22 protein-coding genes and 3 pseudogenes are annotated in these 25,328 nt (G+C 70.5%); 10 read left to right on the forward strand and 15 right to left on the reverse strand.

Annotation, left to right across the window (positions count from 1 at the left end):
* Positions 1 to 121, reverse strand: a pseudogene (locus tag IEZ15_RS34535) (IS110 family transposase); the annotation flags it as partial.
* Between the two features lie 482 nt (positions 122 to 603).
* Positions 604 to 1,350 carry a TetR/AcrR family transcriptional regulator gene (locus tag IEZ15_RS34540; protein ID WP_189280875.1) on the reverse strand — a complete coding sequence of 249 codons (747 nt, stop codon included), beginning with the start codon at positions 1,348 to 1,350 and terminating at the stop codon, positions 604 to 606.
* Between the two features lie 126 nt (positions 1,351 to 1,476).
* On the opposite strand from IEZ15_RS34540, the gene IEZ15_RS34545 reads away from it, so the two are divergent.
* The gene (locus IEZ15_RS34545; protein WP_189280876.1) at positions 1,477 to 2,976 is read left to right on the forward strand and encodes an MFS transporter; all 1,500 of its coding nucleotides are present in this window, start codon (positions 1,477 to 1,479) and stop codon (positions 2,974 to 2,976) included.
* 244 nt (positions 2,977 to 3,220) lie between these two features.
* The gene (locus IEZ15_RS34550; protein WP_268250467.1) at positions 3,221 to 3,664 is read left to right on the forward strand and encodes an NUDIX hydrolase; all 444 of its coding nucleotides are present in this window, start codon (positions 3,221 to 3,223) and stop codon (positions 3,662 to 3,664) included.
* Between the two features lie 148 nt (positions 3,665 to 3,812).
* Here the strand turns inward: IEZ15_RS34550 and IEZ15_RS34555 are convergent, their stop codons facing one another.
* Together IEZ15_RS34555 and IEZ15_RS34560 are read right to left on the reverse strand one after the other, a co-directional pair.
* The gene (locus IEZ15_RS34555; RefSeq protein ID WP_189280878.1) at positions 3,813 to 5,213 is read right to left on the reverse strand and encodes an NAD(P)/FAD-dependent oxidoreductase; all 1,401 of its coding nucleotides are present in this window, start codon (positions 5,211 to 5,213) and stop codon (positions 3,813 to 3,815) included.
* 63 nt (positions 5,214 to 5,276) lie between these two features.
* On the reverse strand, positions 5,277 to 5,951 hold the full coding sequence (locus tag IEZ15_RS34560) for a rhomboid-like protein (RefSeq protein ID WP_189280879.1): 675 nt from the start codon (positions 5,949 to 5,951) through the stop codon (positions 5,277 to 5,279).
* A gap of 93 nt (positions 5,952 to 6,044) precedes the next feature.
* Here IEZ15_RS34560 and IEZ15_RS45515 point away from each other — a divergent pair.
* Together IEZ15_RS45515 and IEZ15_RS34570 are read left to right on the forward strand one after the other, a co-directional pair.
* Positions 6,045 to 6,290 (forward strand): annotated as a pseudogene (locus tag IEZ15_RS45515) (aminoglycoside phosphotransferase family protein); the annotation flags it as partial.
* Between the two features lie 37 nt (positions 6,291 to 6,327).
* A complete protein-coding gene (locus IEZ15_RS34570) occupies positions 6,328 to 6,816 on the forward strand; it encodes a GNAT family N-acetyltransferase (protein WP_189280881.1) in 489 nt (162 codons plus the stop codon).
* 12 nt (positions 6,817 to 6,828) lie between these two features.
* Here the strand turns inward: IEZ15_RS34570 and IEZ15_RS34575 are convergent, their stop codons facing one another.
* Positions 6,829 to 7,830, reverse strand: coding sequence for a zinc-binding dehydrogenase (locus tag IEZ15_RS34575; protein WP_189280882.1), 1,002 nt, complete (start codon positions 7,828 to 7,830; stop codon positions 6,829 to 6,831).
* Between the two features lie 71 nt (positions 7,831 to 7,901).
* Positions 7,902 to 9,099: pseudogene (locus IEZ15_RS34580) on the reverse strand (NAD(P)-binding protein).
* Between the two features lie 110 nt (positions 9,100 to 9,209).
* Between IEZ15_RS34580 and IEZ15_RS34585 the strand changes: the two are divergent.
* Entirely contained in the window at positions 9,210 to 9,887 is a 678-nt protein-coding gene (locus IEZ15_RS34585) for a pentapeptide repeat-containing protein (RefSeq protein ID WP_189280883.1), read from the forward strand.
* A gap of 15 nt (positions 9,888 to 9,902) precedes the next feature.
* Here the strand turns inward: IEZ15_RS34585 and IEZ15_RS34590 are convergent, their stop codons facing one another.
* The 3 genes from IEZ15_RS34590 to IEZ15_RS34600 form a co-directional block, all read right to left on the reverse strand.
* On the reverse strand, positions 9,903 to 10,400 hold the full coding sequence (locus IEZ15_RS34590) for a hypothetical protein (RefSeq protein WP_114245809.1): 498 nt from the start codon (positions 10,398 to 10,400) through the stop codon (positions 9,903 to 9,905).
* 91 nt (positions 10,401 to 10,491) lie between these two features.
* On the reverse strand, positions 10,492 to 11,118 hold the full coding sequence (locus IEZ15_RS34595) for a response regulator (protein WP_114245810.1): 627 nt from the start codon (positions 11,116 to 11,118) through the stop codon (positions 10,492 to 10,494).
* Positions 11,115 to 12,392, reverse strand: coding sequence for a sensor histidine kinase (locus IEZ15_RS34600; protein WP_229846315.1), 1,278 nt, complete (start codon positions 12,390 to 12,392; stop codon positions 11,115 to 11,117). Before IEZ15_RS34600 ends, IEZ15_RS34595 begins: the two co-directional genes overlap by 4 nt.
* A gap of 284 nt (positions 12,393 to 12,676) precedes the next feature.
* Here IEZ15_RS34600 and IEZ15_RS34605 point away from each other — a divergent pair, with 284 nt between their 5' ends.
* Both IEZ15_RS34605 and IEZ15_RS34610 read left to right on the forward strand, forming a co-directional pair.
* Positions 12,677 to 13,234 carry a GlcG/HbpS family heme-binding protein gene (locus IEZ15_RS34605; protein ID WP_189280885.1) on the forward strand — a complete coding sequence of 186 codons (558 nt, stop codon included), beginning with the start codon at positions 12,677 to 12,679 and terminating at the stop codon, positions 13,232 to 13,234.
* A gap of 58 nt (positions 13,235 to 13,292) precedes the next feature.
* A complete protein-coding gene (locus IEZ15_RS34610) occupies positions 13,293 to 14,705 on the forward strand; it encodes a M1 family metallopeptidase (protein WP_189280886.1) in 1,413 nt (470 codons plus the stop codon).
* 25 nt (positions 14,706 to 14,730) lie between these two features.
* On the opposite strand, the gene IEZ15_RS34615 is transcribed toward IEZ15_RS34610, so the two are convergent.
* The 3 genes from IEZ15_RS34615 to IEZ15_RS34625 form a co-directional block, all read right to left on the reverse strand.
* Positions 14,731 to 16,311 carry a M4 family metallopeptidase gene (locus IEZ15_RS34615; RefSeq protein ID WP_189280887.1) on the reverse strand — a complete coding sequence of 527 codons (1,581 nt, stop codon included), beginning with the start codon at positions 16,309 to 16,311 and terminating at the stop codon, positions 14,731 to 14,733.
* Between the two features lie 263 nt (positions 16,312 to 16,574).
* Entirely contained in the window at positions 16,575 to 18,077 is a 1,503-nt protein-coding gene (locus IEZ15_RS34620; protein WP_189280920.1) for a M4 family metallopeptidase, read from the reverse strand.
* A gap of 303 nt (positions 18,078 to 18,380) precedes the next feature.
* Positions 18,381 to 18,956, reverse strand: a complete 576-nt coding sequence (locus IEZ15_RS34625) for a TerD family protein (RefSeq protein WP_093895845.1) — start codon at positions 18,954 to 18,956, stop codon at positions 18,381 to 18,383.
* A 194-nt stretch (positions 18,957 to 19,150) separates the two neighbouring features.
* Between IEZ15_RS34625 and arfB the strand changes: the two genes are divergently transcribed.
* On the forward strand, positions 19,151 to 19,585 hold the full coding sequence (gene arfB / locus IEZ15_RS34630) for an alternative ribosome rescue aminoacyl-tRNA hydrolase ArfB (RefSeq protein WP_114245814.1): 435 nt from the start codon (positions 19,151 to 19,153) through the stop codon (positions 19,583 to 19,585).
* Positions 19,586 to 19,635: 50 nt separating this feature from the next.
* Here arfB and IEZ15_RS34635 read toward each other — a convergent pair whose 3' ends face one another.
* Positions 19,636 to 20,142, reverse strand: coding sequence for a flavin reductase family protein (locus IEZ15_RS34635; protein ID WP_114245815.1), 507 nt, complete (start codon positions 20,140 to 20,142; stop codon positions 19,636 to 19,638).
* Between the two features lie 368 nt (positions 20,143 to 20,510).
* On the opposite strand from IEZ15_RS34635, the gene cdgB reads away from it, so the two are divergent.
* Complete coding sequence (gene cdgB / locus IEZ15_RS34640; RefSeq protein WP_189280888.1) at positions 20,511 to 22,154, forward strand: diguanylate cyclase CdgB; 1,644 nt, start codon at positions 20,511 to 20,513, stop codon at positions 22,152 to 22,154.
* 152 nt (positions 22,155 to 22,306) lie between these two features.
* Positions 22,307 to 23,257, forward strand: a complete 951-nt coding sequence (locus IEZ15_RS34645; protein WP_189280889.1) for a carbohydrate-binding protein — start codon at positions 22,307 to 22,309, stop codon at positions 23,255 to 23,257.
* A gap of 72 nt (positions 23,258 to 23,329) precedes the next feature.
* Here the strand turns inward: IEZ15_RS34645 and IEZ15_RS34650 are convergent, their stop codons facing one another.
* Together IEZ15_RS34650 and IEZ15_RS34655 are read right to left on the reverse strand one after the other, a co-directional pair.
* Positions 23,330 to 24,181: a class II fructose-bisphosphate aldolase gene (locus IEZ15_RS34650; RefSeq protein ID WP_189280890.1), complete on the reverse strand. Its 852-nt coding sequence runs from the start codon at positions 24,179 to 24,181 to the stop codon at positions 23,330 to 23,332.
* 62 nt (positions 24,182 to 24,243) lie between these two features.
* Positions 24,244 to 25,224, reverse strand: coding sequence for a 1-phosphofructokinase family hexose kinase (locus IEZ15_RS34655; protein WP_114245819.1), 981 nt, complete (start codon positions 25,222 to 25,224; stop codon positions 24,244 to 24,246).
* Between the last annotated feature and the right edge of the window lie 104 nt (positions 25,225 to 25,328).

Consider the following 25,328-nt stretch of genomic DNA (forward strand, 5'->3'; position numbering starts at 1 on the left):
CGCTGTTGGGCAGCTGCTTGTCGAGGACCTTCTTCCCGGCCCGGGTGAGTCCGTGGCCGTGATGAGCACTCTTGCCGACGTCCAGGCCGAGGAACACGCCCACGTCTTCGGTATCGAACATCGCGCCCCTCCAGGCGAGTTGAACGTGCCGGCCTCGGCAGTGGTGTCGTACGCGCGCATCCACGTTATGCAGACCTGCCGCCCGCGAGCTGTCCGGCATTGCGCCGGACCGGGCAGTGGCCGGACCTCTCATCAGCGTCTCCGACGGCACCTCCCGGGCCCGGTGACACCACCCCCCCAGGTCATCTGTTCGACAGGGGGACACAGTCATGCCGGGCCCGGAGGCCAGCGGCCCTCTTGCAGGACCGCGAAGAACATAACGGGGGGCACGGTGGCCTGGTCTCCGACCGGCACGCCCTCATGACGCGGGCGAGATCGAGACTTCGATCCTGCTTCACGCCGCTCCGGAGCTCGTCCGCGACGAGTACGCCGAGGCGGATCACGACGGAGGCTCCCGCCGGTTTCTCCTCGTGCAGGGGATGAGCGCCTGGCACTCGAAGGCCACCCGCCAGCCGCATCCCCAATCTCACAGGGCAATACAAGCTAGCGCGGGAGCCGCAGCGACAGGCCGTCGAGGACGACCTCCAGGCCGTAGGCGAACTTGGTTTCGCGGATCTCTGCGGGGTCGGCGGCCGGGGGTTCGGCGTAGGCGTCGGTGAGGTGGTCGTGGCCGGCCGCGGCCTGCTGGGCGGCGGGCATGAGGCGGGCGATGAAGGCGGCCTCGGTCTCGCCGGAGCGGGCGACCGTGGTGAGCCAGGCCGCCTCCGTGGTGCTCATGCCGATGACGTAGGACAGGACGGTGTCGATCGCACGGCTCGGCTCGGGAAAGCCGGCGGCCGTGAACAGGGCGGCCAGTCGCTCGGAGAAGGACATGAGGTTGGGGCCGAGGTAGGCGAGGCCCGCCTGGCCGAGGACCGAGGACAGCCACGGGTGGCGCAGGGCGGTCGCCCGGAAGGACCGGGCGGCCTCGGTGGCCGCGGCGCGCCAGTCGGGGCTGTCGGCCTCGGGGTCTGCTCGGGCGAAGTCCGGGGACGGGACGACGATCTCGGCGGCGACCTCGTCCACCGCGAGCTCCATCAGCTCGTCCTTGGTCGCGACGTGCCGGTAGAGGGAGGTCGCGCCGGCGTTCAGGCGGGCGCCGAGCTTGCGCATGCTCAGCGCCTCGATGCCCTCGGCGTCCAGCATGGCGATCGCCTCGCGGACGATCGCGGCCCGGCTGAGTGCGGGCTGGTCGGGCGCGGGCTGCTGCCGGGCCCACACGGACGGGATCGGGTTCGTCTTGGCGGCCATGACCCTCCTTCAAGGCGTACAGCGTTCGCATTTAGCGTACAGGAATAGGTTCTTGCGCACGGTGTCCCCAGATGCGTACAGTGTTCGCAACGAAGGAACGTCGTGCGCAGGCCGAGAGGAAACCCCATGGAACCCCGTAATCCGCGCCGCTGGTGGATCCTCATCGTGCTGTGCCTCAGCACGCTGGTCCTGGTGGTCGACAGCATGGCGCTGACCGTCGCGGTGCCGTCGATGACCGAGGACATCGGCGCGAGCGCCCAGGACATCCAGTGGATCCTCGACTCCTACATCCTGGTCTTCGCCGGGCTCCTGCTCACCTCCGGCAGCCTCGGCGACCGCTTCGGCCGACGGAAGATCATGATCATCGGCCTGTTGCTCTTCGGGGCGGCGTCGCTGGCCGCGACCTTCTGCGCGAACCCCGGCGAGGTGATCGCGGCGCGGATCGCGATGGGCGTGGGCGGGGCGCTGATCATGCCCTCGACGCTGTCGATCCTCATCACTGTCTTCGACGAGGGGGAACGCCCCAAGGCGATGGCGGCGTGGGGGTCGGTGTCGATGCTCGGCCTGGTCGGCAGCCCGGTGCTCGGCGGCGTGCTGATCGACCACTTCTCCTGGCACTCGATCTTCTTCATCAACGTCCCGGTCGTCGCGCTCGCCGTCCTGGCGGCGCTCGTCCTCATGCCGGAGTCGAAGGGGCCCTGGCAGAAGCCCGACCCGATCGGAGCGGTGCTGTCCGCGGTCGGTATGACCGCCCTGATCTGGTGGATCATCGAGCTCCCGCAGCACGGCGCCTTCGGCGGCCGCTCGGCGATCACCCTGGCCGCCGCGGTGATCGCCCTCGGCGGATTCGTGGTCTGGGAGAACGTCACCCCCGCGCCGATGGTGCCGCTGGTCCTGTTCAAGCACCGCAACTTCAGCGGCGGTTCGCTCTCGCTGACCCTCGTGCAGATCGGCAACGGCGGCCTGCTGCTGGTGCTCACCCAGTACCTGCAGTTCGTGCTCGGCTATTCGCCGGTCAAGGCGGGCCTCGCGTTCGTGCCGCTGGCCGTCGCCGCGCTGATCGGCAACGGCGCCGGCGCCGGGCTCGCCGCGAAGATCGGCAACCGCTTCCTGGTGCTGGGCGGGATGCTCGTCATGGCCTCCTCCTTCGCACTGCTGACCACCGTCTCGGCAGACTCCGGTTTCACCGTCCCGGCGGTCGCGCTCGGACTGCTCGGCCTCGGCGCCGGGCTCGCGATGCCGGCCGCGGTCGGCGCGCTGATGGGCACAATTCCGGCGGAGAAGGCCGGCGTCGGATCGGCCCTGAACGACACCATCCAGCAGGCCGGCGCCGCGCTCGGCATCGCGATCCTCGGCTCGCTCCTGACGAGTGGCTTCCGCCGCGAGATGCCCGCCGACGCACCCGGGCAGGCCAAGCAGTCGATCGCCGGCGCACTGGCCGCCGCCGACGGCGACACCGGACTGGTCCGCGCCGCCCGGGAAGCCTTCACCGCCTCGATGTCGACCACCTTCACCATCAGTGCGATCGGCGTCCTCGCCGCGGCCGTCCTGGCCGCCCTGGTCATGCGCGACACCAGGCCCGAGCCCGCCGCGGCCCACGCCGAGGAGCCCGAACTCATCGCCTGACCTCGTGAAGAAGGCCGGTGCCCCGGAAGGGCGCCGGCCTTCTTCCGTTGCCGGTGCGCCGACCGGACCGGTGGGTGGTGGCCGCCTGGCAGACGGGTCAACGCGCACTCTATGACTGGTGGTTCACCTTCGTTTCCGTGTAGAAACCCGCCCGTACCCTCTCGGTGCACGGTCGATAGATTGCGCCGCACGGGGCGGTCGAGGCCGCAGAGCCTGAAAACGGAGGGGCACAGTGAACAGTCACGTGCGTCCGCGCGTATCGGCGTATGCCATTGCGACCGTGCAGGACCAATTGCTTTTGACTCAACTCTCCGATGCGTCACCGGTCTTCGAGCCCGGGCTGTGGCACCTTCCCGGCGGCGGAATCGATCCGGGCGAGCAGCCACGGGAGACGCTGGCACGCGAGTTGCGCGAGGAGACCGGCCTCGAACTCCTTGACGCCCGCCTGGTGGACGCTCGGGCGTATACGGCCACCCGGCTCGGGATCAGCTGGAACCTGGTGGGGCTCTTCTACATCGTCGAACTCAAGCCCGGCCCGCCGGCGGTCACCGAGGCCGATGACTCCACGAGCGCGGTGGCCTGGATGCCCCTGTCCGGCCTGGAGGACTCGATGCTGTCCCCGGCCGCGATCGACGGTCTCGGGATGATCGGTGCACAGCGGGGCATCGGTCGGCCGGGGCCCGATTGAGATCGGGCGCAGGCGAGCCGCCAGGCGTTCCGGTTCCCGGTTCGGCCGGGCGGTCGCCCGATCCGTTGCCGTCGGCCGTCATTCGGATGCGTACGCCGGAAGGGGCACCCGCCACCACCCGGTGGCGGGTGCCCCTTCCGTTTTCCCGTCAGTGCCGTCCCGACAGCCGGTCCGCGGCCCTCGCGATGGGGTCCGTGCCGGGGCGGGGCGAGGTGAGTTCGCGGCGGTCGGCGGTGCGGTAGGCGGCGTACATGCCGTGGACGCCGAGCCAACGGAAGGGTTCCGGTTCCCAGCGGCGGACCCGGTGGTTGACCCAGGGCAGCGCGGTCAGTTCCGTGGGGCCGGACTGACCGGAGTCCTGCTGGATCAGGTCGCGCAGGGTGCGGGCGGCGAGGTTGGTGGTGGCGACGCCGGAGCCGACGTAGCCGCCGGCCCAGCCGAGGCCGGTGGAGCGGTCGAGGGTGACGGTGGCGCACCAGTCGCGGGGGACGCCGAGGACGCCGGACCAGGCGTGATCGATGCGGGCGGCCCCGGTGGTGGGGAAGAGGCGGACGAGGATGTCGCGGAGGGCCTCGATGGTGGCGGGCTGGGTGCGCCCGTCGTTGTCGGTGCCGGAGCCGTATCGGTACGGGACGCCGCGGCCGCCGAGTGCGATGCGGTCGTCCGCGGTGCGCTGGGCGTAGATGTAGGCGTGGGCCATGTCGCCGAGGGTTTCGCGGCCGTCCCAGCCGATGGTGTCCCACACGGACCGGGGGAGCGGCTCGGTGGCGATCATCGAGGAGTTCATGGGGAGCCAGGTGCGTCTTTGGCCCTTGAGGTTTGCCGTGAAGCCCTCGGTGCAGCGCAGGATGTACGGGGCGCGGACGGTGCCGTACGGGGTGTGGGCGTGCTTGGGCTTGATCTCGGTGACGGGCGTCGACTCGTGGATGGTGACGCCGAGCGCCTCCACGGTCGCGGCGAGGCCCTTGACGAGTTTGACCGGGTGCAGGCGGGCGCCGTGCGGGGTCCAGGTGGAACCGACGGCTCCGGTGACGTTGATGCGTTCGCCGGTCTCGCGGGCGCCGCGCAGGACGCGGTCCTTCTCGCCGAAGGCGATCTCGACGGAGTGGAAGTCCTTGAGCCGGGCCAGTTGGGCGGGGGTGTAGGCGACTTCGAGAACACCGCCCTGGTGGATGTCGGCGTCGATGTTCTCCTCGGCGGCCACGCGGACGACCTCGTCGACGGTGTCGTTCATCGCCTGCTGGAGGCGGACGGCGGCTTCGTGGCCGTGGAGCTTGGCGTAGCGGTCGCGGCCCGCGATGCCGTTGTACAGCCAGCCGCCGTTGCGCCCGGAGGCGCCGTAGCCGCAGAACTTGGCTTCGAGGACGGTGATGTTGAGGAAGGGGACGGCCTTCTTGAGGTAGTAGGCGGTCCACAGTCCGGTGTATCCGCCGCCGACGATGCAGATGTCGGCGGTTGCGTCGCCGGGGAGGGGTTCCCGGGGGGTGGGGGTTCCTTGGTCCGCGTACCAGAACGATATGCCGCCGTTGACGGTGCTGACGGTGCTCATGTTGCCCCTGCTTTGTCCGGTGTGAAGCCGTGCCTGAGGTCGTGCTTTCTCTGGGGCGGGACGTTACTGCGCCGGAGGGGTTTTCGTCTTCGGCCGGGACCGGGTCAGTGGGTAGCAGGCGAGGCCGATGAGTACGGAGGTGAAGTGGCCGAGATCGGTGAAGGTGCGGCCGGTGATGAGCGGGATGCCGTAGAAGACGAGCACGGCGAAGAGGTACACGTACCGCCAGGGCGCCGGGACGCGGTACGTGAGGACCGCGACGACGCCCGCGAGCGCGTAACTGACCCCGACATCGAGCGTGTTGGCGGCGGCCGGCGGTACGTGTCCGTGCCGGATGGCCCAGGCCAGGACGCCTTCGCTGACGAGGGTGGCGAGGGCATGGGCCGCGAGGGCGACGGCGAGCCAGCGCAGGGTACCGAGCCAGCGTTCGGCGGGGGCGTGGAAGACGGTGTAGAGGACGGCGTAGGGAACCCAGTGGCCGCCGTCGATCCAGAAGGCGCTGCTGATCAGTACGCGTACGGGGTCCCGGGAGAGTTCGTGGATGTTGGTCGAGTGCTGGCGCAGGAAGTCCTCTTCGAAGTCCGGTGACATCTGGTGGACGATGACGGCGGTGACGAAGAGCGCGGCCAGCCAGATGTAGGTGCCGGGTGCGCTGCGAATCCATGAGCCGACGCTGCGGATCCACGAGCCGACGGTGGTGCGCGGCAGGGTGGGCGGGTCGGGGCTGCTCGGAGTCATATCCGATTGATGCACGGCTCTGCGATCGTCCGCGTGATTGACATTCCGGACGGGCTGATCGACACCCGGTCCAAGTACAACGGGGCGGGGACCATCGACCCGAAGCCGCTGGTCGGCGATCCGGGGTTCGAGCTCCTTTTGGCGCTGGTCAACAGGTTCGACGCGGCAGCCGTGCGCCGGCGGTTCGATCTGATGACGCAGGTGCTGGGGCTCGACCGGGAGCGGGCGCGGGCCTGGACGCCGGGGCGGCTGCTGCAGAACGGTCTGTGGGCTGTGACGGACGGGGAGCGGCGGCTGGAGCCGGATCGGGCCGAGATCGCGCGGCAGTTGCCGGGGCGGGGTCGGCGGGGGACGAGCCCCTGCTTACGCTGCCCTCATGATTCGTACCGCTGCCCCTGCCGATGTCCCCGTCATCCACGCCATGGTCCGTGAGCTGGCCGACTACGAGAAGGTCCTGCACGAGGCGAACGCCACCGAGGAGCAGCTGCACGAGGCACTGTTCGGCGAGCGGCCCGCCGCGTACGCGCACATCGCCGAGTCGGACGACAACGGCGAGGTCGTCGGCTTCGCGCTGTGGTTCCTGAACTTCTCCACGTGGCGCGGGGTGCACGGCATCTACCTGGAGGACCTGTACGTACGTCCGGAGCGGCGCGGCGGCGGGCACGGGAAGGCGTTGCTGACGGAGCTGGCGCGGATCTGTGTGGAGCGCGGCTACCAGCGCCTGGAGTGGTCGGTGCTGAACTGGAACACCCCGTCCATCGCGTTCTACGAGTCGCTGGGCGCGCGGCCGCAGGACGAGTGGACGGTGTACCGGCTGACGGACGGGGCGTTGTCGAAGCTCGGGGAACAGCTCGGCGGAAAGTAGGTCCTTGCCGGGTTACGGGATCAGGACGACCTTGCCCATCGTGCCCCGGGTCTCAAGGGCGCGGTGGGCGGCGGCCGCTTCGGCGAGCGGGAAGCGCTGGACCGTGGGGCGGAGCCGGCCGGAGGCCGCCTCGGAGAGCGATCGCGTTTCGAGGGCGCGCAGGCCGCCCGCCTTCGCCATCATGACGGGGCCGAGCACGCTCCCGGAGGTGATGCCGCGTTCGGCGAGTTCCTCGTCGGTGAAGGTGAGCGGTGTTCCGTCGTGGAGTCCGGCGCCGGACCAGCCGAACACGATGTGCTGTCCGCCCTTGCCGAGGAGGTCGACGGCGGCGCGGCCGGTGGTGCCCCCGACGGAGTCGTAGACGACGGTGGCGCGACGGCCGAGTCCGTCGAGATGGGTGCGGACCTGCCGGGGCCAGTCGGGGAGGGTGTAGTCGACGGCGAGGTCGGCGCCGTTCGCCCGCACGGCGGCGACCTTGGCGGGGCCGCCGGCGAGGCCGATGACGGTGGCCCCGGCGTTCTTGGCGTACTGCACGATCAGGGTGCCGATGCCACCTGCGGCTGCGGGGACGACGACGGTCGAGTCGGGGCCGAGTTCGGTGAACTGCAGGATGCCCAGGGCGGTGCGGCCGGTGCCGATCATGGCGACGGCTTCGGCTTCGTCGAGGCCGTCCGGGATGGCGTGCAGCTTCTCGGCGTCGACGACGGTGAGTTCGGCGTAGCCGCCCGGGACCATGCCGATATGGGCGACGACGCGCTTGCCGAGCCAGCTGGGGTCGGTGCCCTCGCCGAGCGACTCGACCCGGCCCGCGACCTCGCGGCCCGGGATGGTCGGCAGCTCGGCGGGGGCCGGGAACGGGCCCGTCATGCCTTCGCGCAGGGCCGTGTCGAGAAGGTGCACGCCCGCTGCGGCGACGGCGATACGGACCTGGCCGGGGCCGGGTACGGGGTCGTCGGTCCGCTCGTAGGTGAGGTTCTCGGCCGGGCCGAAGGTGTGGAGGCGGATGGCGTGCACGGTGGACTCCCCGTTGGTGTCGGTCGCTGTGGGCCTGTGGGCCTGTGGCCCTGTGCAGCCACCCTCCGACCTCAACCCTGCTTGAGGTCAAGCCCTGCCGTGGAGGTGCGGGCGGTGTTCCGGCTCTCGGAAGCCTTGAGGGCGAGCAGCGCCGCCTCGATTCCGCTGTTGAACGACACCTCGCTGAGCAGTCCGGGCGCGGCGACCTGGTCGCCCGCGAGGTAGATGCCGTTGCCGCGGTCGATGGCGGGCCGGTCGCGCCAGGTGGTGCCGGGCCGGTCGACCGCGCCGGTGCGGCCGGAGGCGAGGGCCTCGCGCCGCCATACGGTGCGCTCGCGCCAGCCCGGGTGGCCGAGGTCGAGCAGCTCCTCGGCGCGGGCGATGCCGATGGCCCGGGACTCGCCGGGAGCGAGGGGGAACTGCCCCTGGACGAGCTGCTGTCCCGCGGGCGCGAGGGTGCGGTCCTGGGCAGTGAAGCGTTCGATCCAGCCGGGGGCGTCGAGGTCGGACACGGCGAAGGCGTCGCCGCGCCGGGTGCGCAGGGCCAGGTCGATGAGCGCGGTCCGGCCGCTGTCCCAGGTCAGTGAGGGGTCGCGGAGCAGGGTGCGGGCCGCGTCGAGGGAGGTGGCGACGATCACCGGGCCCTGTCGGGTCAGGGTGCCGAGGGTGTCGGCGTCCACGCGCGCCGCCGTCTCGATCCGGACGCTGAGGTTCCAGGCGCGGGCTGCCATCCGGTCGATGACCTGTGCCCAGCCGCCGACGGGGTAGCGGGCCTCGGGCGGCAGTGCGGTGGCGCGGCGCAGCCGTTCCTGGACGAACGCGGCGGAGAGCGCACCGGGGTCGTGGTGGTAGAGCGCGACGGCGGCGTAGTGCGCGGCCGCGCGGGCGCCCGCCTCGCCGGCCTGTCCGGTGGCCCAGGTGCGGAAGTCGGTGTCGACGGGGGCCTGTTCGGCGCGGCGGCGGGCGAGGCGGAGGAGGGCGAGGGGTGGGGTACGGCGCAGGGTGCCGTCGAGGCGGAAGCGGAGCCGTGCGCCTTCGAGGGGCGGGACGGTGGCGACGGGGCCCAGGAGGTTGCGCCGGTCGAGCCAGGTCCAGTGCGGTCCGCGGCGGTAGAGGGCGTGGGGTGCGGTACGGGCCTTCGGCGGTCCTGGCCCGTCCGCCCAGGGTGTGGTGGGCCTCGTGGACGGTCACCAGGGCGCCGGACTCGGCGGCGGTGATCGCTGCGGTGAACCCGGCGAGGCCGCCGCCGATGATGTGGATGCGCTGCATGGTCCCGGTCTCCTTCGCTGAAGGGCGCTGCTGTGTACGGGACGGCTCGCGGCGCTGGTTTGTGACATCGGTGAGGGGACGTTGTCAGTGGGGTGGGTCACGATGGGGGCATGGCGCGCAGCAGCAGGAAGACGGACACGATCGCGGTGGCACGGCGGCCGGAGGTGCGGCTCCCGCCGCTCGTTCCGTACGACGGGGGAGGACTGGAGCCGGACGGGGACTACGACGGTGTGCGGTTCGACGGGACGGATCTCGCCGACGAGTCGGGTCCGGGGGCCCGTTTCATGGACTGCGCGCTGGACGGCTGCGCACTGGACCGTACGGAGCTGGTCAGGGCCCGCTTCATCGACTCGGTGCTGACGGGCGTACGGGGTGTGGGCACCGATCTCGCGGGGGCGTCGCTGCGCGATGTGGAGGTGGTGGACGCACGGCTGGGCGGGGTGCAGTTGCACGGTGCGGTGCTGGAGCGGGTGCTGGTGCGCGGCGGGAAGATCGACTACCTGAATCTGCGGAAGGCGCGGCTGAAGGACGTGGTGTTCGAGGGCTGTGTGCTGTCCGAGCCGGATTTCGGGGATGCGCAGCTGGTGCGGGTGGAGTTCCGCGACTGTGTGCTGAAGCGGGCCGACTTCAGTTCCGTACGGATGGAGTCGGTGGATCTGCGGACGGTAGCGGAGCTGGACATCGCCCGCGGGGTGGAGCGGCTGGCGGGTGCGGTGATCAGCCCGTCACAGCTGATGGAGCTGGCCCCGGCGTTCGCGGCGCAGATCGGGGTGCGGGTGGAGGCGTAGCCCGCCGGGGCCGGGTCAGATACGGGGGAAGCGGGCCTGGAGGTCCCAGATCACCGGGTTGTCGGCGAGCCCTTCGTGCATGTCGGCGAGGTCGGCGATCAGGTCGTGCAGGAAGTCGCGGGCCTCGCGGCGCAGCAGCGAGTGGCTGAAGGTGAGCGGGGGTTCGTCGCCGGGCATCCAGTCGGCCTCGACGTCGACCCAGCCGAAGCGGCGCTCGAAGAGCATCCGGTCGGACGACTCGGTGAAGTCCAGCTCGGCGAACTGCCGCCGGTGCGAGCGGTTGCCGCGCGGGTCCTGGTCGATCTGTTCGACGATGTCGCACAGCGCCCACGCGAAGTCGAGCACCGGCACCCATCCCCAGGCTGTGGACACTTCGCGGTCCGCCTTGGTGTCCGCGAGGTAGACGTCCCCGGAGAACAGATCGTGCCGCAGGGCGTGGACGTCCGCGCGGCGGTAGTCGGTCTGCGGGGGATCGGGGAAGCGTCGGGAGAGGGAGTAGCCGATGTCGAGCACAGTTCGATGGTGTCATGCCCGGTGACGGGGGCCGACACGATCGGGTGGGGCCGCTGCGCGGCAGGGCCCCACGAGTCCGGCAGGACATGGACTAGGGCAGCAGCCGCTGCTCCTTCGCCACGGCTACGGCGCCCGCGCGGGTGTCGACGCCGAGCTTGTCGTAGATGCGGCCCAGGTGGGTCTTGACCGTGGCCTCGCTGATGAACAGGGCGCGGGCGATGTCCCGGTTGCCCAGGCCCTGGGAGAGCTGGGCGAGGATGTCGAGTTCGCGGTCGGTGAGGGTGGGCAGGGGCTTGCGCATCCGGGCCATGACGCGGCTGGCCACGGGCGGGGAGAGCGTGGTGCGGCCCTGGGCGGCCGAGCGGATCGCGGCGAAGAGCTCCTCCGGGCGTTCGGCCTTCAGCAGGTAGCCGGTGGCGCCCGCCTCGATGGCGCGGGTGATGTCGGCGTCCGTGTCGTACGTGGTGAGGACCAGTACGTGGACGCCGGTGGCGGCGATGCGGCGGGTGGCCTCGACGCCGTCGATGCCCTCGCCGAGCTGGAGGTCCATCAGGACGACGTCCGGGGTGAGCTTGGCTGCCAGGGCGACGGCCTCCTCGCCGCTGCCGGCCTCGCCGACGACCTCGATGTCCGGTTCGCTGCCGAGGAGGGCGAGCAGCCCTGCGCGTACGACGGCATGGTCGTCGCAGAGCAGGATGCGTACGGGCGGCGCGGTCATGCGGGGGCCTCCGGGGCGGTCGTCGGTGCGGGTGCGGGCGTGAGGGGGACGGCGGCGGACAGGACCGTACCCTCGCCGGGGGCCGACTCGATCGTCAGCGTGCCGCCGAGCTGGTGCAGCCTGGCGCGCATCGCGGGCAGCCCGTGGCCGCGTACGCCGCCGGTGGGTCCGGTGAGCTCGGCGGGTGCGAAGCCCTGGCCGTTGTCGGCGATGTCCAGGACGATCCGGTCGTCGAGACGGGTCAGCGTCAGCGCCGCCTCCGTCGCGTGTGCGTGTTCCTTCACATTCGCCAGTGCGCCCTGCGCGATGCGCAGGAGCGCCGACTGCACCCGGTCGGGCAGCGCGGTGTGCTGCTCTCCCTCCACATGGCAGCGGACGGTGAGCCGCCCCTGCGCCGTCTCGCGTGCGGCCAGTGCGTGCAGGGCCGCCTCCAGGCCGCCGCCCTCCGCGAGATCGGCCGGGGCCAGGTCGTGGACGAAGCGGCGGGCCTCGGCGAGATTGCGTTCCGCGATGCCCGTTGCCGTACGGACATGGCGGCGGGCCGTCGCCGGGTCGGCGTCCCACGTGCGGTCGGCGGCCTGGAGCAGCATCTGCTGGCTGGACAGGCCCTGTGCGAGGGTGTCGTGGATCTCCATCGAGAGCCGCTGGCGTTCGGCGAGGGTTCCTTCGCGGCGCTCGGTGGCGGCCAGTTCGCGGCGGGTGCGCAGCAGGTCGTCGATCAGTTCGCCCTGCCGCTCGGACAGTTCGTGCTGACGCGCGGCCTGACGCTGCATATGGACGAAGACCGCCGTCGCGACCGCCGCCACCGCGGGCGGAGCGAGCACCAGGTTCGGGTCGAAACCGTCGGCCAGCCGCAGCTGCGCGGCGACGACGAACACGGTGAGCAGGGCGACGAGCGCGAGTGCGGCGCGTGGCGGAAGGATCCGCAGCCCGGTGTAGAACAGCGGGACCGCGCACCACGCGAAGCTCGGCGCGAGGACGACCAGCACCATCCATACGGCGACCAGCACCCCCAGCCACACCACGCTGCGCGGCGTCGGACGCGAACCGAGCACCGGCCCGAGCACGTACAGCACGGCCAGGGCGACGGAGAGCGCGATGATCCACGGGGTGCGGTCCTCGCCCGGGTGCCGCAGCAGGAAGCGGGCGAGCGAGGCGCCGAGCAGCAGGAAGAACGCGGCGTGCATCAGGAGCGCGAGCCATCGGGCATCCGGGTCGCCGGTCCCGGTTGCTCCGTTCCTGCTCCCGCCGAAGGCGCCGGTCCGCCCTGTCACGGTGCCGTCGGTCCGCCCCGTGACCGTGCCGGGTGCCGGTCGGGTTCGGTGCTCCACCTCGTGCCCCTCGCTCCTCACCATCGGCGCTGCTGACCTGCACAGATACATCCATGGTCACCCCGGATGACCACCCCCGCATCAACCGATCGGCCGATGGGGCCGTCGGCCGTACCGCGCGTGGCGTCGAGCCGGTTCGTCGACCGTACGGCGCCGGATGCGGCCGGAGGATCGATGACAGAGCCGAACAAGCTCATCCGCCGACCCCGCTGCTGAAGGAGCCCACCATGAAGAAGCTGTCGCTGCGCACTCGCGTCCTGACCGGTGCCGTTGCCGCTGCCGCCCTCGGCGCCGGAACCTTCGGTGCCATGTCCGCCAACGCCTCCGCCCCGGCTGCCGCACCCGCTGCCGCCGTCAAGGCCGACACCGCGAACCAGAATCTCCAGCAGACCACCCACCTGACCGTGGCCGCCGCCACCAAGGCCGCGCAGGCCGCGCTCGACGCCGCGGAGAACGAGAACCAGCGCGTCTCCGTCGCCGTCGTCGACCGCAACGGGAACACCGTCGTGACGCTGCGCGGCGACGGCGCAGGCCCGCAGGCGTACGAGTCGGCCGTGAAGAAGGCGTACACCGCCGTCTCCTGGAACGCGCCCACCTCCGAGCTGGCCAAGCGCCTGGAGCAGGCCCCGAACCTCAAGGACATCCCCGGCACCCTGTTCCTCGCGGGCGGTGCCCCGGTGCAGGTCAAGGGCGCCCCGGTGGCGGGCATCGGAGTGGCCGGGGCCCCCAGCGGCGACCTCGACGAGAAGTTCGCGAAGGCCGGCGTCGCCACTCTCGCGAAGTAAGACCGACCGGCGTGCCCGCACAAGCGCATTCAGACATTTCGCACCTAGGATCACTTGTGTGGATCAGCGAACATCTGTACGTCGAACCGCACGCGCCGCCCTCGCCCTGCTGGTTCTGACGACGCCCACGGCCTGCACCGGCGGTACCGGCGGTGTCGAAGGCACCCCCGGTGCCGCCGGTCTGCGCGACCCGTACTTCCCGAAGCTCGGCAACGGCGGCTACGACGTCACGCACTACGACCTCGCCCTCGACGTCGACCCGGCCGCCCACCGTCTGCACGGCACCGCCACGATCACCGCGCGCGCCACCCAGGACCTCAGCGCCTTCAACCTCGACCTCGCCGGGCTCACCGTGCGGTCCGCGACGGTCGAGGGCCGTCCTGCCGCAGTCAACCGGGCGGGGCACGAGCTGACGCTGCGCCCCGACGCCGAGATCGAGAGCCGGCTCCACAAGGGCAGGACATTCCGTACGGTCGTCCGCTACTCCGGCTCCCCGCAGACCCTCACCGACCCCGACGAGTCGAAGGAGGGCTGGCTGAGGACCGCGGACGGATCGGTCGCGCTCGGTGAGCCGACCGGTTCCATGGCCTGGTTCCCCGGCAACAACTACCCGAGCGACAAGGCGTCGTACGACATCACCGTGACCGTTCCCAAGAACCTGACGGCCGTCTCCAACGGCGAGCTGACATCCCGCAGCACCTCGGGTACCACCACCACGTACCACTGGCACACCATCGAACCTATGGCGAGCTATCTCGCGACGGTCGCCATCGGCCGCTTCGACACGAAGGCGTCGACCACCCCGGACGGCATCAAGGTGTTCACCGCCGCGGACTCGAAGGTGGCGGCGGACAGCGCGCGGATTCTCGCCAGGGTTCCCGAGATCGTGAAATGGGAAGCGGAGCGTTTCGGCCCGTACCCCTTCTCCGCCACGGGCGCGATCGTCGGGCGTCCGGGGGACGCCGGATATGCGCTGGAGACCCAGAACCGGCCGTACTTCCCGGGGCCGCCGGACGCCGGGCTGCTCGTCCACGAGATGGCCCACCAGTGGTTCGGGGACTCCGTCACGCCCGAGAGCTGGCGGGACATGTGGCTCAACGAGGGCTTCGCGACCTACGCGGAGTGGCTGTGGGAGGCCGACCACGGGGGCGACCCGGTCCAGAAACGGTTCGACGCAGCCTTCGACGACGACAACTGGGCCTTTCCGCCCGCCGATCCGCCGACCGCCGCGGACATCTCGCAGGCGCCGGTGTACGGGCGCGGGGCGGTGGTCATCCACAAGATCCGGCGGGCCGTGGGCGACGACAAGCGTTTCTTCGCGCTCGTCAGGGGCTGGACGCGGGCCCACCGGCACGGCAACGCCTCGACCGCCGACTTCACCGCCTATGTGGAGAAGGCGACCGGTCAGGATCTGACGGCGCTGTGGAACACCTGGCTGTACGGCAGGAGCCGGCCCGCCTCGAAGGGCTGACCGGCTCCCGCGTCCAGCAGTGGGGCTACTTCACATTGACGCCGCTCCAGGCGGCGTCGACTGCCGCGAGCTCGGCGCTGTCCGCCCCGTACAGGTCGGTCGCCGCCTTCTCGGTCGCCGTGCGGGCGGCCGCGTAGTCGGTGGTCGACGTCATGTACTCGGAGAGGGCCTTGTACCAGATCTGGACGGCCTTGTCCCGGCCGATGCCGGTGACCGTCGAGCCGTCGATGGTCGGGGAGTCGTAGTCGACGCCGTTGATCGTCTTCGCGCCGCTGCCCTCGGACAGCAGGTAGAAGAAGTGGTTGGCGACTCCGGAGGAGTAGTGCACGTCGAGGTCGCCGACGCTGCTGTCCCAGTAGTCCGCGGAGCCGCCGTCCTTGCTGGGCTTGTCCATGTAGCGCAGCGGGGTGCCGTCGCCGTTGATGTCGATCTTCTCGCCGATGAGGTAGTCGCCGACGTCCGTGCTGTTGTCGGCGGCGAACTCCACCGAGGTGCCGAGGATGTCGCTGGTCGCCTCGTTCAGGCCGCCGGACTCCCCGACGTAGTCGAGGTTGGCGGTGGCCGCGGTCAGGCCGTGGCTCATCTCGTGGCCCGCGACGTCGAGAGCGGTGAGGGCGCTCTTGTTGTCGGCGCCGTCGCCGTACGTCATGCAGAAGCAGCTGTCGTCCCAGAACGCGTTGACGTACCCGTCGCCGTAGTGGACCCGCGAGTACGCGGCCTTGCCGTCACCGGCGATGCCGTCGCGGCCGAACGCCGACTTGTAGAAGTCCCAGGTCTGCGCGGCACCGTAGGCGGCGTCGACGGCGGCGGTCTGGCGGTCGTTGCCGGTGCCGTCGCCCCAGGTGTCGTCGTCGTCCGTGACGAGGTCACCGGTGCCGCTCTCGCCCTGGTTGAGGTCGTACGTCTTGTGGCCGCCGCGGTCGCCGTCGGTCAGCTCGAAACCGGAGCCGGCCGCGGAGGTCGTCAGGTCGACCTGGCCGCTGTACTGGCTGTTGCCGACGCCGGTCTCGATCGCCTCGTAGCTCTGGAGCTTCTTGCCGGTGGTCGCGTCGGTGATGACGTGCAGCCTGCTCGGCGTGCCGTCCTTCTGCACCCCGGTCTTCACCGTCTCGAAGGCGAGGACAGGCTTGCCGCCGCCCGCCCAGATCACCTTGCGGGCACTGGCCGCGGTCTTGATCCCCGCCGTCGTCGAGGGCACGGATATCCGGGCCCCGGTCGCCTTGGTGACGCCCTTGAGCTTTCCGCTGCGGGCGGTGTGGGTGACGAGGTCGCCGCCGATGACCGGGAGGCCGGCGTAGGTGCGCTCGTAGCGGGTGTGGACGGTGCCGTCGGCGTCCTTGATCACATCACGGGCGATCAGCTTCTCCTGGCTGCCGAGCCCGAGGGAGTCGGCGGTCGAAGAGGCGTCGGACTGCGCCGACTTGATGGCGGCTGTGCGCTGCGAGGCGCTGTTCGCGCCGAAGGGGGCGGCGCTGCGAGAGGCGGAGGGAGCGTCATTGCCGTTGTCCGGCACGGCGTTTGCCGCACCGGTCTGGACGCCGACGACGACCATCGCGGCCACGGCGGCCAGGGCTGCGGCGCGACGGGTGTTCATGTGGGGGGTCATGCGTTCTCCGTTGCTCGTTCCGTGGGGGGTTACGAGCCCAGAGCGTGCCACCGAATGAGCGACATTGACGGTGTACTAACAAATGCCTCACATTTTTTTGACCACTTCTTGTCCGAATGAGATGCGCTTGTGTTCGTTATTTGGCGGAGTCCGATAGTGACGGCGGCCCTGAACTCCGCGCGCGGAAACGCCGCGCACGGCTCCGGCGGTGCGGAGCATGTGCGCGGCGCGAGGCATTCCGCGGGATCGGCCCGAATGGCGTACTAGTTGACGTTGATCCCGGACCAGGCGGTGGCGACGGCCGAGTACTCCGCGCTGCCCGCCCCGTACAGATCGGTCGCCGCCTGCAGCGTGGCGACGCGGGCCGCGGCGTAGCCGGTGGACGACGTCATGTACGTGGTGAGCGCCTTGTACCAGATCTGGACGGCCTTGGCGCGCCCGATCCCTGTGACGGTGGAGCCGTTGGAGGTGGGGGAGTTGTAGGAGACGCCGTTGACCGTCTTCGCGCCGCTGCCCTCCGACAGCAGGTAGAAGAAGTGGTTGGCGGGCCCGGACGAGTAGTGGACGTCGAGCCGGCCGACCGTCTTCGACCAGTAGTCGGCCGAGGCGCCGTCCTTGCTCGGCTTGTCCATGTAGCGCAGCGGGGTGCCGTTGCCCCTGATGTCGATCTTCTCGCCGATGAGGTAGTCGCCGCTGTCGCTGCTGTTGTTGGCGTAGAACTCGACCGCCGTGCCGAACATGTCGCTGGTCGCCTCGTTGAGCCCGCCCGACTCACGGCTGTACTTCAGCCCGGCGGTGGCCGCGGTCAGGCCGTGGCTCATTTCGTGTCCGGCGACATCCAGCGAGGTGAGCGGCTTGAGGTTGCCCGAACCGTCGCCGTACGTCATGCAGAAGCAGCTGTCGTCCCAGAACGCGTTGACGTACGCGTTGCCGTAGTGGACCCGGGAGTAGGCGGCCTTGCCGTCGCCGGCGATGCCGTTGCGGCCCAGTTCGTTCTTGTAGAAGTCCCAGGTCATGGCGGCGCCGTAATGGGCGTCGGCCGCCGCGGTCTGACGGTCGGTCGCGAGACCGTTGCCCCAGATGTCGTCGGCATCGGTGAAGAGCGTCCCGGTGCCGGTGGTGCCGCCGTTCAGGTCGTACGTGGTGTGGCCGCCGCGACCGCCGTCGGTCAGGTTGTAGCCGGATCCGGAGGCCGTGGTGCCGAGGGTGACGGTGCCGCTGTACTGGCTGGTGCCGGACCCCGTGTCGATGGCCTCGTAGGAGTAGAGCTCCTTGCCGCTGGTGGCGTCGGTGATGACGTGACGCTCGCTGGGCGTCCCGTCGGCCCGGGTGCCCTTGACCACGTTCTCGTACGCCAGTGCCGGCTTGCTGGTGGCGGCCCAGATCACCTTCCGGGCACCCGACTTGGCGGTGGACGCGGCGGTCGTCGATGCCACGGATATCTTTGCGTCGGTGGCCCTGGACACTCCCTTGAGGGAGCCGTCCTTCCTTGCGTGGGTCACCAGATCGCCCCCGAGTACGGGCAGTCCGTCGTAGGTGCGCTCGTAGCGGGTGTGGACGGTGCCGTCGGCGTCCTTGATCACATCGCGGACGACGAGCTTTTCCTTGCCGCCCAGCTTGATCTCCGCGGCGACGGAAGCGGCCCCGGCCTGGGCCTCCTTGATGGCCGTGGCGCGCTGGGAGGCGTTGAGCGGCAGGGCGGTGGCTCCGGCCGCACGGTCCGGGGCAGCGCCTGCCGAACCTGCTTGTACTCCGACGACGACCATGGCGGCGGACGCGGCGATCGCAGCAGTACGCAGAGCGATTCTCACTCGGTCTCCTTCACTTGGCACACACGTTTCGTGAGGGGGCCCGAAGAGAGTGGCACCGGTCGCCGTCTCTTTGACAGTGTCCAGTCAACCTCTTGACCAGATCTTGTCCGACATTGGTGACTCGGCGTTCGCTATGCGGTCATCTGTGATTGTTCGCAGAGTACTTGTGCAGAACTGCCCGGGCTCAAACCCGGTCGGTGCGCACGCAGAAGCCCCCGGCCTCGACGGCCGGGGGCCTCTGCGTGATCAGCTCTTGCGTCAGATGTTGACGCCGAAGTCCTGGGCGATGCCGCGCAGGCCCGAGGCGTAACCCTGGCCGACCGCGCGGAACTTCCACTCCGCGCCGTTGCGGTAGAGCTCGCCGAAGACCATGGCGGTCTCGGTGGCGGCGTCCTCGCTCAGGTCGTAACGGGCGATCTCCGTGCCGCCGGCCTGGTTGATGATGCGGATGAACGCGTTGCGAACCTGGCCGAAGTTCTGGCTACGGGTCTCGGCGTCGTAGATCGAGACCGGGAAGACGATCTTGTCGACGTCGGCAGGCAGGCCCGCCAGGTTGACGTTGATCTGCTCGTCGTCGCCCTCGCCCTGGCCCGTGACGTTGTCACCGGTGTGAACGATGGTCTGGTCCGGCGTCGACTTGTTGTTGAAGAAGACGAAGTGGCCGTCGGAGACGACCTTGCCGCCCGGGTTGACCGCGATCGCCGAGGCGTCGAGGTCGAAGTCGGTGCCGGTGGTGGTGCGGACGTCCCAGCCGAGGCCGACCGTGACGGCGGTCAGGCCCGGGGCCTCCTTGGTGAGCGAGACGTTGCCGCCCTTGGACAGGCTTACAGCCATGGGAAGTCCCTTTCATCGTCGATCGCGGGCTTCATGCCATCACGAAGCTACCGTCACAGGTCATAACGTGGGCAAGGGACCGGGAGGTTCCTGCTCCCTTTACTTTCTTTACCGAAGTCCCCCCGGTCGGCCCGACCGGTCCGTACGGTTCGTACGGCAAAAGAAGGTGACGAACGCCCTGTGGGCCGGGGAACATGGGTGCCATGTCCGGGCCCTATGTCATCCGCGGTTCGGTCTCCCTGCCGGAGGCCGAGCTCATGTGGCGTTTCTCGCGGTCCTCCGGGCCCGGCGGGCAGCACGTCAACACCAGCGACTCCCAGGTGGAGCTCCGCTTCGACCTCGCGGCGACCGAGTCGCTTCCCGAGGTGTGGAAGGAGCGGGCGCTCCAGCGTCTGGAGAGCAGGCTCGTGGGCGGGGTGATCACGGTACGGGCGTCCGAGCACCGCTCCCAGTGGCGCAATCGCGAGACGGCTCTCGTACGGCTCGCGTCCCTGCTGGCCGAGGCCACGGCGCCGCCACCCAGGCCACGCCGCAAGACCAGGATTCCGCGTGGCATCAACGAACGCCGCCTGCGGGAGAAGAAACAGCGCGGCGAGACGAAGCGCGGCCGCTCCGGCCGCGACTGGTAGCCGCCGCTCCGGCCGCGACCGGTGGCCGTGCCCGTGCGATGCCGCCCCTCTCACCCCAGCTGCCGGTAGCGCCCCCGGAAGTACGTCAGCGGCGATCCGTCCACGCTCGGCAGGGCCGCGCTCAGCACCCGGCCGATCACCAGCGTGTGGTCGCCCGCCAGGACCCGCTGCTCGGTGCGGCACTCCAGCGTGGCCAGCGCGCCTCCGATCAGGGGCGCATGGCTGACCTCACCCCTTGTACAGGGGATGTCCTCGAACAGCAGCCGGTCGCTGATCCGGCCCTTCATCGCGAACCGGCCGGCGATGTGCCGCTGGCTCTCGGCGAGTACGGAGACCGCCCACAGCGGCTGCTCCGACAGCAGATCGTCCATCCGTGAGTCGTTGCGCAGGCTGACCATGACCAGTGGCGGGTCCAGCGACACCGACATGAAGGCGGTCGCCGTCATCCCGACGTCCTCACCGCGCCCGTTCTCGTCCAGCGGCGGCTCTTCGGCGGTGATCAGCACGACACCGGCGGCCAGCCGGGCGAGGGCGCCTCGGAACTCATCGTTGCTCACCCCCTCAGCATGGGGGATGGCCTGGGGACGCGGGGCGGGGGGCTTCGTCTGCAACACACCGGGCACGCTAGCCGTGGATGCTGTGCCGTCGCATCGGGCCAGGGGACCAGCCTGGTCCTAGGACCCGCGGTCCATGGCGGCGAGGCCCGGCACTGCAATGTACGGATTTGCGTTCAAGAAAAGGATGGACCGCATCCGCGCGGCCTCCGACCCCTTTACCATCTGTTGTGACTTGAGTCACAGAGTGCAATATTTGCTGACCCTGTGTACCGACTGCGCAGCTCACTGTGATTCAGTGGCCGTGACACTGGAGCCAGTACGTCGATATGAAACCTGGAGTGCTGTCGAGGTCTCGGGGAGTGCGAGCAATGGAGGCCGAGTCGGAGCCGTACGTCCGTCTTGCGACGATGCGGCGACTGCACCAGGCCGTGGCCGATCTCAATACGGCGCGGAGTCTGGCCGACACACTGCAGACCGTGGCCGACGGAATCGTCGCCGGTCTCGGCTACGAGCTGGCCTGCGTGAACCTGGTCCGCCCCGACGGCGATCTCGTCGTCGCCGCCTTCGCCGGCAACTGCGCCGCAGAAGCCCTGATCACCGGCCGCGTCGGCTCGCGCAGTTCCTGGGAGCGCAGGCTCTCGATGGGTGAGGCCTGGGACGAACTCCGCTTCATACCGCACACCGACGGCTGGGTCCTCCTCGACGACGACGTACCGCAGTGGCACACCGAGGGCCCCGAACCGCGCTTCGAGGACGAGTGGCATCCCGAGGACCGGCTCTACGCCCCGATGTACGCGTCCGGCGGCGGCCTCGATCTCCTGGGCGTCATCTCCGTCGACCGCCCGCGCAACGGCCGCCGCCCCGGCGCCTGGGGCCGTGAGGCGCTCCAGATGTACGCGTCACAGGCCGCCATTGCGATCAGCAACGCCCGGCTGAGAGCAAACATGCAGCGCGCCCTGGTCCGTCTGGAACGTGAACAGCAGGCGCTGCGGGCCAGCGAGGAGTCCTTCCGCCAGGCCTTCGAGTACGCGCCCAGCGGCATGGCCATCGCCGAGATGGGCGGCGACCAGCACGGCCGGCTGCTGCGCACCAACGATGCCCTGTGCCGGCTGCTCGGCCGCCCCGCGTCCGTCCTGCGCCGCTACTCCTTCGCCGACCTCGTCCACCCCGAGGACATCGGCACCCTGCTGCGCACCTCCGCCGAGGGCGGCCGCGCCGAGCTGCGGCTCGGGCGGCGGGACGGCACCTACCTCTGGGTCTCGCTGCGCAACTCCGTCGTAGCCGACACCACGGACGGCCCGCGCTTCCTGCTCACCCATGTCGAGGACATAGAGGAGCGCAAGCGCCACGAGCTGCATCTCGCGCACCGCGCCTCGCACGATGCGCTCACCGGTCTGCCCAACAGCGCCGAGCTGCGCTCCCGGCTCAGCTCCCGGCTCTGCGAGCGCCCGCACTCGGTGGCCACCACCGCGGTGGAGGCGCTGGACGCGGCCTACGGCGACGTCGACGATCCGGACGCGCGGACGCACGGCTACGACGTGGACCCGGTGCCCGGCGGCCCGTACGACCACCATGTGCATTCCGTCGCACCCGACACCGAGAACGACGACGGGGCGAAGGGCCTCGCGGTCCTCTTCTGCGACCTCGACGGCTTCAAGTCGATCAACGACCGCTTCGGCCACCACACCGGTGACGCGGTACTGATCGAGGTCGCCCGCCGTCTCGCCACCTGTGTCCGTGACGGCGACACCGTCGCCCGGCTCGGGGGTGACGAATTCGTCGTGCTCGCCGACGGGCTCGGCGCCGCAGATGCCGCGGACCTGGCCGTACGCCTGCGTAACGCCATCATTCCGCCCATTCGGGTCGACGGTCGGGCGGTGCGCGTCGGGGCGAGTTTCGGCATCGGCTGGGCGGAGTGCGGCATGACCGCCGAAGAGGTACTGCGCTCCGCCGACCAGCGGATGTACGTGGAGAAGCGGTCCCGGGCGAAGGTTCACCGCAGGGCCGGCTGACGTTCACGACGGCGTTGTTCCCGCAGCCCGTCGCGATTCCAGGACGTGCGACGGCAATTCTTGGTGCGGTCCGTTCGGGGTAGGCTCGGCCGGTCGGCCACGGCTGGCAACTTTCGGCGACGGCTGGCGACATGGTGAGGAGTGACCCAGGGATGACGGCCGGGAACAACGGCGCAAACACGCCCGAGGACGACGATCCGTTCGGCTACCTGTACGAGGACGGACAGGCAGCGGGCGCCCAGCCGCCGAGGCAGGGCGGCTACGGCTACCCTCCGGTGGCTCCGCAGCCCGGCGTGCCCCGGACCTCGTACAACCAGGTGCGGGCCGTCGGCGAGCGCCAGTACGGGCAGCAGGTGCCGCACCAGCCGCCGTACGGCCAGCCGAACGCGCAGTATGCCGCCCCGGAGATGTACCCCGGCGGCGCCCCCACCGCGCATGTCCCGCAGCAGGGCGGCCGCGGCCGCTCCGGCGGCCCCGGCAAGGGCGGCCCGAACACCAAGGGCCTGCTGATCGGCGCCGTCGCGGTGGTCCTGGTCGTGCTCATCGGCATCGGCGCCGCGCTGCTCACGGGCAACGACAAGGGCAAGAAGAGGGACGAGTCCACCTCCTCCGCCGGTCCCGGCAGCCAGGTGCAGGAGTCCCCGAAGCCTCAGCAGTCCGCGAGCTCCGAGGCCCCGGCCGAGCTGCCCAAGCAGGACGCGGCGACGCTGAAGCTCGGCGGTTCGGCCCAGCTGGACAACACGACCCCGGGTGCCAAGAGCGCCAACGGCCAGTACATCAACCTAAACGAGGTCGGCAGGTCGGCGACCTGGTCGGTCGAGGTGCCGAAGGCCGGCGAGTACACGCTGTTCGTGACGTACGGGGTGCCGGGCAAGGACGCCAGGACGTCGCTCACGGTCAACGCCGAGCAGCCCCGCTCGATCAACATGGAGAACTTCGCGAAAGCCCCGGAGGGCGACCTGTCGAAGGGCTGGACGACGACGTACGCCTATGTCAACCTCAACAAGGGATCGAACACGATAATGATCTCCTGCAACGAGGGCGACCAGTGCGACGCCAATCTCGACCAGCTGTCGCTGAAGGCGGGCCACCAGACCCGCTGAGCGCGCTGCGCACGCAGTCCGGCCCCACCGCCTGAGGAAGGCGATGGGGCCGGTTCGTTTCCGCCCGGGTGCTCAGCCCATCAGGCTCAGGAACCCCGCCACCGTCGTGGACATCGCCTCGCGCCCCGGTGCGATGTACTTCCGCGGGTCCACGCCCGTGGTGTTCTCGGCCAGGTACGTCCGCACCGCGCCGGTGAACGCCGTGTTCAGCGCCGTACCCACGTTGATCTTGACCATTCCGGAGGAGGCGACGGCCTGGCGGATCTCGTCGTCCGGGACACCGCTGGAGCCGTGCAGCACCAGCGGGACCGGGACCGCGTCGCGCAGTCGGCCGATCAGCTCGTGGTCCAGGGCGGCGGTGCGCTCGGTCATGGCGTGGGAGGAACCGACCGCGACGGCCAGCGCGTCCACCCCGGTGTCGCGGACGTACGCGGCGGCCTCGGCCGGGTCGGTACGGACGCCGGGGGCGTGGGCGTCGAGCGGGGCCTCGCCCTCCTTGCCGCCGACCTTGCCGAGCTCGGCCTCGATCCAGATGCCGCGCTCATGACCCCACGCCACCGCCTCGGCCGTGGCCCGCACGTTCTCCTCGTACGGCAGCTTGGAGGCGTCGAACATCACCGAGCCGAAGCCCTCCGTGTGCGCCTGGTGCAGCAGCTCCACGGACTCGACATGGTCGAGGTGGAGTGCGAGGGGGGCGCCGGACGTGCGGGCGACGGCGGCGGCCGCGGCGGCGATCGCGGAGAGCCGTCCGCCGTGGAACTTCACCGCGTTCTCGGAGATCTGCAGAATGGCGGGCGCTCCGGCGCGCTCCGCGCCGGCCGCGATGGCCTCCGCGTGCTCCAGCGTGATGACATTGAAGGCGGCGATCCCGCGTCCCGCGGCCTGGGCGGCGGAGACGAGTTCACCGGTGCTGACGAGCGGCATGCTGACCTCTTGCTACTTCTTTCGAACCAGCGATCGGGCGGGTTCGGGACGGGCGCGGCCTCTCAGGCCGCCGTTGAGTGTTCCTCGATGCCGACGCGCGGCAGCAGCTCCTCGTACGCCGCGCGGTCGAAGTCACCGGCCGTCGGCGAGAGCACGGTCGCCGTCGACAGTGCCACCGCCCGCCGCAGCCGGTCCGGCCAGCTCAGGCCCTCGACGAGGCCGGACAGCAGCCCGGCCACCGCGGAGTCGCCCGCACCGGTCGGATTGCCCAGGACCTTGGCCGGCGGGGACGCCTGCCAGACGCCGTCGGGGGTGACCGCCAGCATGCCGTCCGGACCCAGTGACGCGACGACCCCGTGCGCGCCGCGGCGGCGGGCGTCGCGGGTGGCACGCAGCGGCTCGCGGGAGCCGGTGAGCCGGGCGAGTTCGTCGGCGTTGGGCTTGATCAGGTCGGGGCGGGCGGCGATGCCGCGGCGCAGCGGTTCGCCGCTGGTGTCCAGGAGCACGGGCACGCCGGCGGTGCGGGCCAGGCGGACCAGTTCGGCGTAGGCGCCGACGTGGATGCCGGGCGGCAGGCTGCCGCAGAGGGCGACGGCGTCGGCCCCGGTGAGGAGCTCCTCGTACCGGCCGAGGAGGGCGGTCCATTCGTCGGCGTTGACGAGCGGGCCGGGTTCGTTGAGCTGGGTGGTGTCGCCGGTGGCCCGGTCGACGACGGCGATCGTGCGACGGGTGTTCCCGGCGACGGTGACGAGGGCGTCGGTGATCGGCGCGGCGGCGGGCGTGGCGCCGTTTTCGGCCTTCGTGTTTGCGTCCCGCGACGGCAGGCCGGCCAGCAGTTCGCGCAGCACGGCTCCGGTGGAGCCCCCGGCGAAGCCGGTGACCGCCGTTTCGTGGCCGAGGGCGGAGAGCACCCGGGCCACGTTGAGGCCCTTGCCACCGGGTCGCTCGGACATGTCGCTGACGCGGTGGCTGGCGTGCGGGACGAGCTCCGGGACGCCGTACGTCACGTCGAGTGCCGTATTCAGTGTGACCGTGAGGATCACTGCGGCCGCTCCCTCGATCCCTGCTCTGGAGCGCGAATCCTTGGACGGAATGCGCTTTCTCTGCCTGTTTCCCAGGCGATCATGTCAAAGAGGCGGCGGTCGGC

The sequence above is a fragment of the Streptomyces atratus genome, from assembly GCF_014648655.1.
In the GTDB taxonomy this organism is placed as follows: domain Bacteria; phylum Actinomycetota; class Actinomycetes; order Streptomycetales; family Streptomycetaceae; genus Streptomyces; species Streptomyces atratus.

What these genes read in the sequence shown, in the direction of transcription:
- IEZ15_RS34540 (WP_189280875.1), bottom strand. Translation starts at nt 1,350, where the DNA reads ATGGCCGCCAAGACGAACCCGATCCCGTCCGTGTGGGCCCGGCAGCAG.
- IEZ15_RS34545 (WP_189280876.1), top strand. Translation starts at nt 1,477, where the DNA reads ATGGAACCCCGTAATCCGCGCCGCTGGTGGATCCTCATCGTGCTGTGC.
- IEZ15_RS34555 (WP_189280878.1), bottom strand. Translation starts at nt 5,213, where the DNA reads ATGAGCACCGTCAGCACCGTCAACGGCGGCATATCGTTCTGGTACGCG.
- IEZ15_RS34560 (WP_189280879.1), bottom strand. Translation starts at nt 5,951, where the DNA reads ATGACTCCGAGCAGCCCCGACCCGCCCACCCTGCCGCGCACCACCGTC.
- IEZ15_RS34570 (WP_189280881.1), top strand. Translation starts at nt 6,328, where the DNA reads ATGATTCGTACCGCTGCCCCTGCCGATGTCCCCGTCATCCACGCCATG.
- IEZ15_RS34585 (WP_189280883.1), top strand. Translation starts at nt 9,210, where the DNA reads ATGGCGCGCAGCAGCAGGAAGACGGACACGATCGCGGTGGCACGGCGG.
- IEZ15_RS34595 (WP_114245810.1), bottom strand. Translation starts at nt 11,118, where the DNA reads ATGACCGCGCCGCCCGTACGCATCCTGCTCTGCGACGACCATGCCGTC.
- IEZ15_RS34605 (WP_189280885.1), top strand. Translation starts at nt 12,677, where the DNA reads ATGAAGAAGCTGTCGCTGCGCACTCGCGTCCTGACCGGTGCCGTTGCC.
- IEZ15_RS34615 (WP_189280887.1), bottom strand. Translation starts at nt 16,311, where the DNA reads ATGACCCCCCACATGAACACCCGTCGCGCCGCAGCCCTGGCCGCCGTG.
- IEZ15_RS34620 (WP_189280920.1), bottom strand. Translation starts at nt 18,077, where the DNA reads ATGGTCGTCGTCGGAGTACAAGCAGGTTCGGCAGGCGCTGCCCCGGAC.
- IEZ15_RS34625 (WP_093895845.1), bottom strand. Translation starts at nt 18,956, where the DNA reads ATGGCTGTAAGCCTGTCCAAGGGCGGCAACGTCTCGCTCACCAAGGAG.
- arfB (WP_114245814.1), top strand. Translation starts at nt 19,151, where the DNA reads ATGGGTGCCATGTCCGGGCCCTATGTCATCCGCGGTTCGGTCTCCCTG.
- cdgB (WP_189280888.1), top strand. Translation starts at nt 20,511, where the DNA reads ATGGAGGCCGAGTCGGAGCCGTACGTCCGTCTTGCGACGATGCGGCGA.
- IEZ15_RS34645 (WP_189280889.1), top strand. Translation starts at nt 22,307, where the DNA reads ATGACGGCCGGGAACAACGGCGCAAACACGCCCGAGGACGACGATCCG.
- IEZ15_RS34650 (WP_189280890.1), bottom strand. Translation starts at nt 24,181, where the DNA reads ATGCCGCTCGTCAGCACCGGTGAACTCGTCTCCGCCGCCCAGGCCGCG.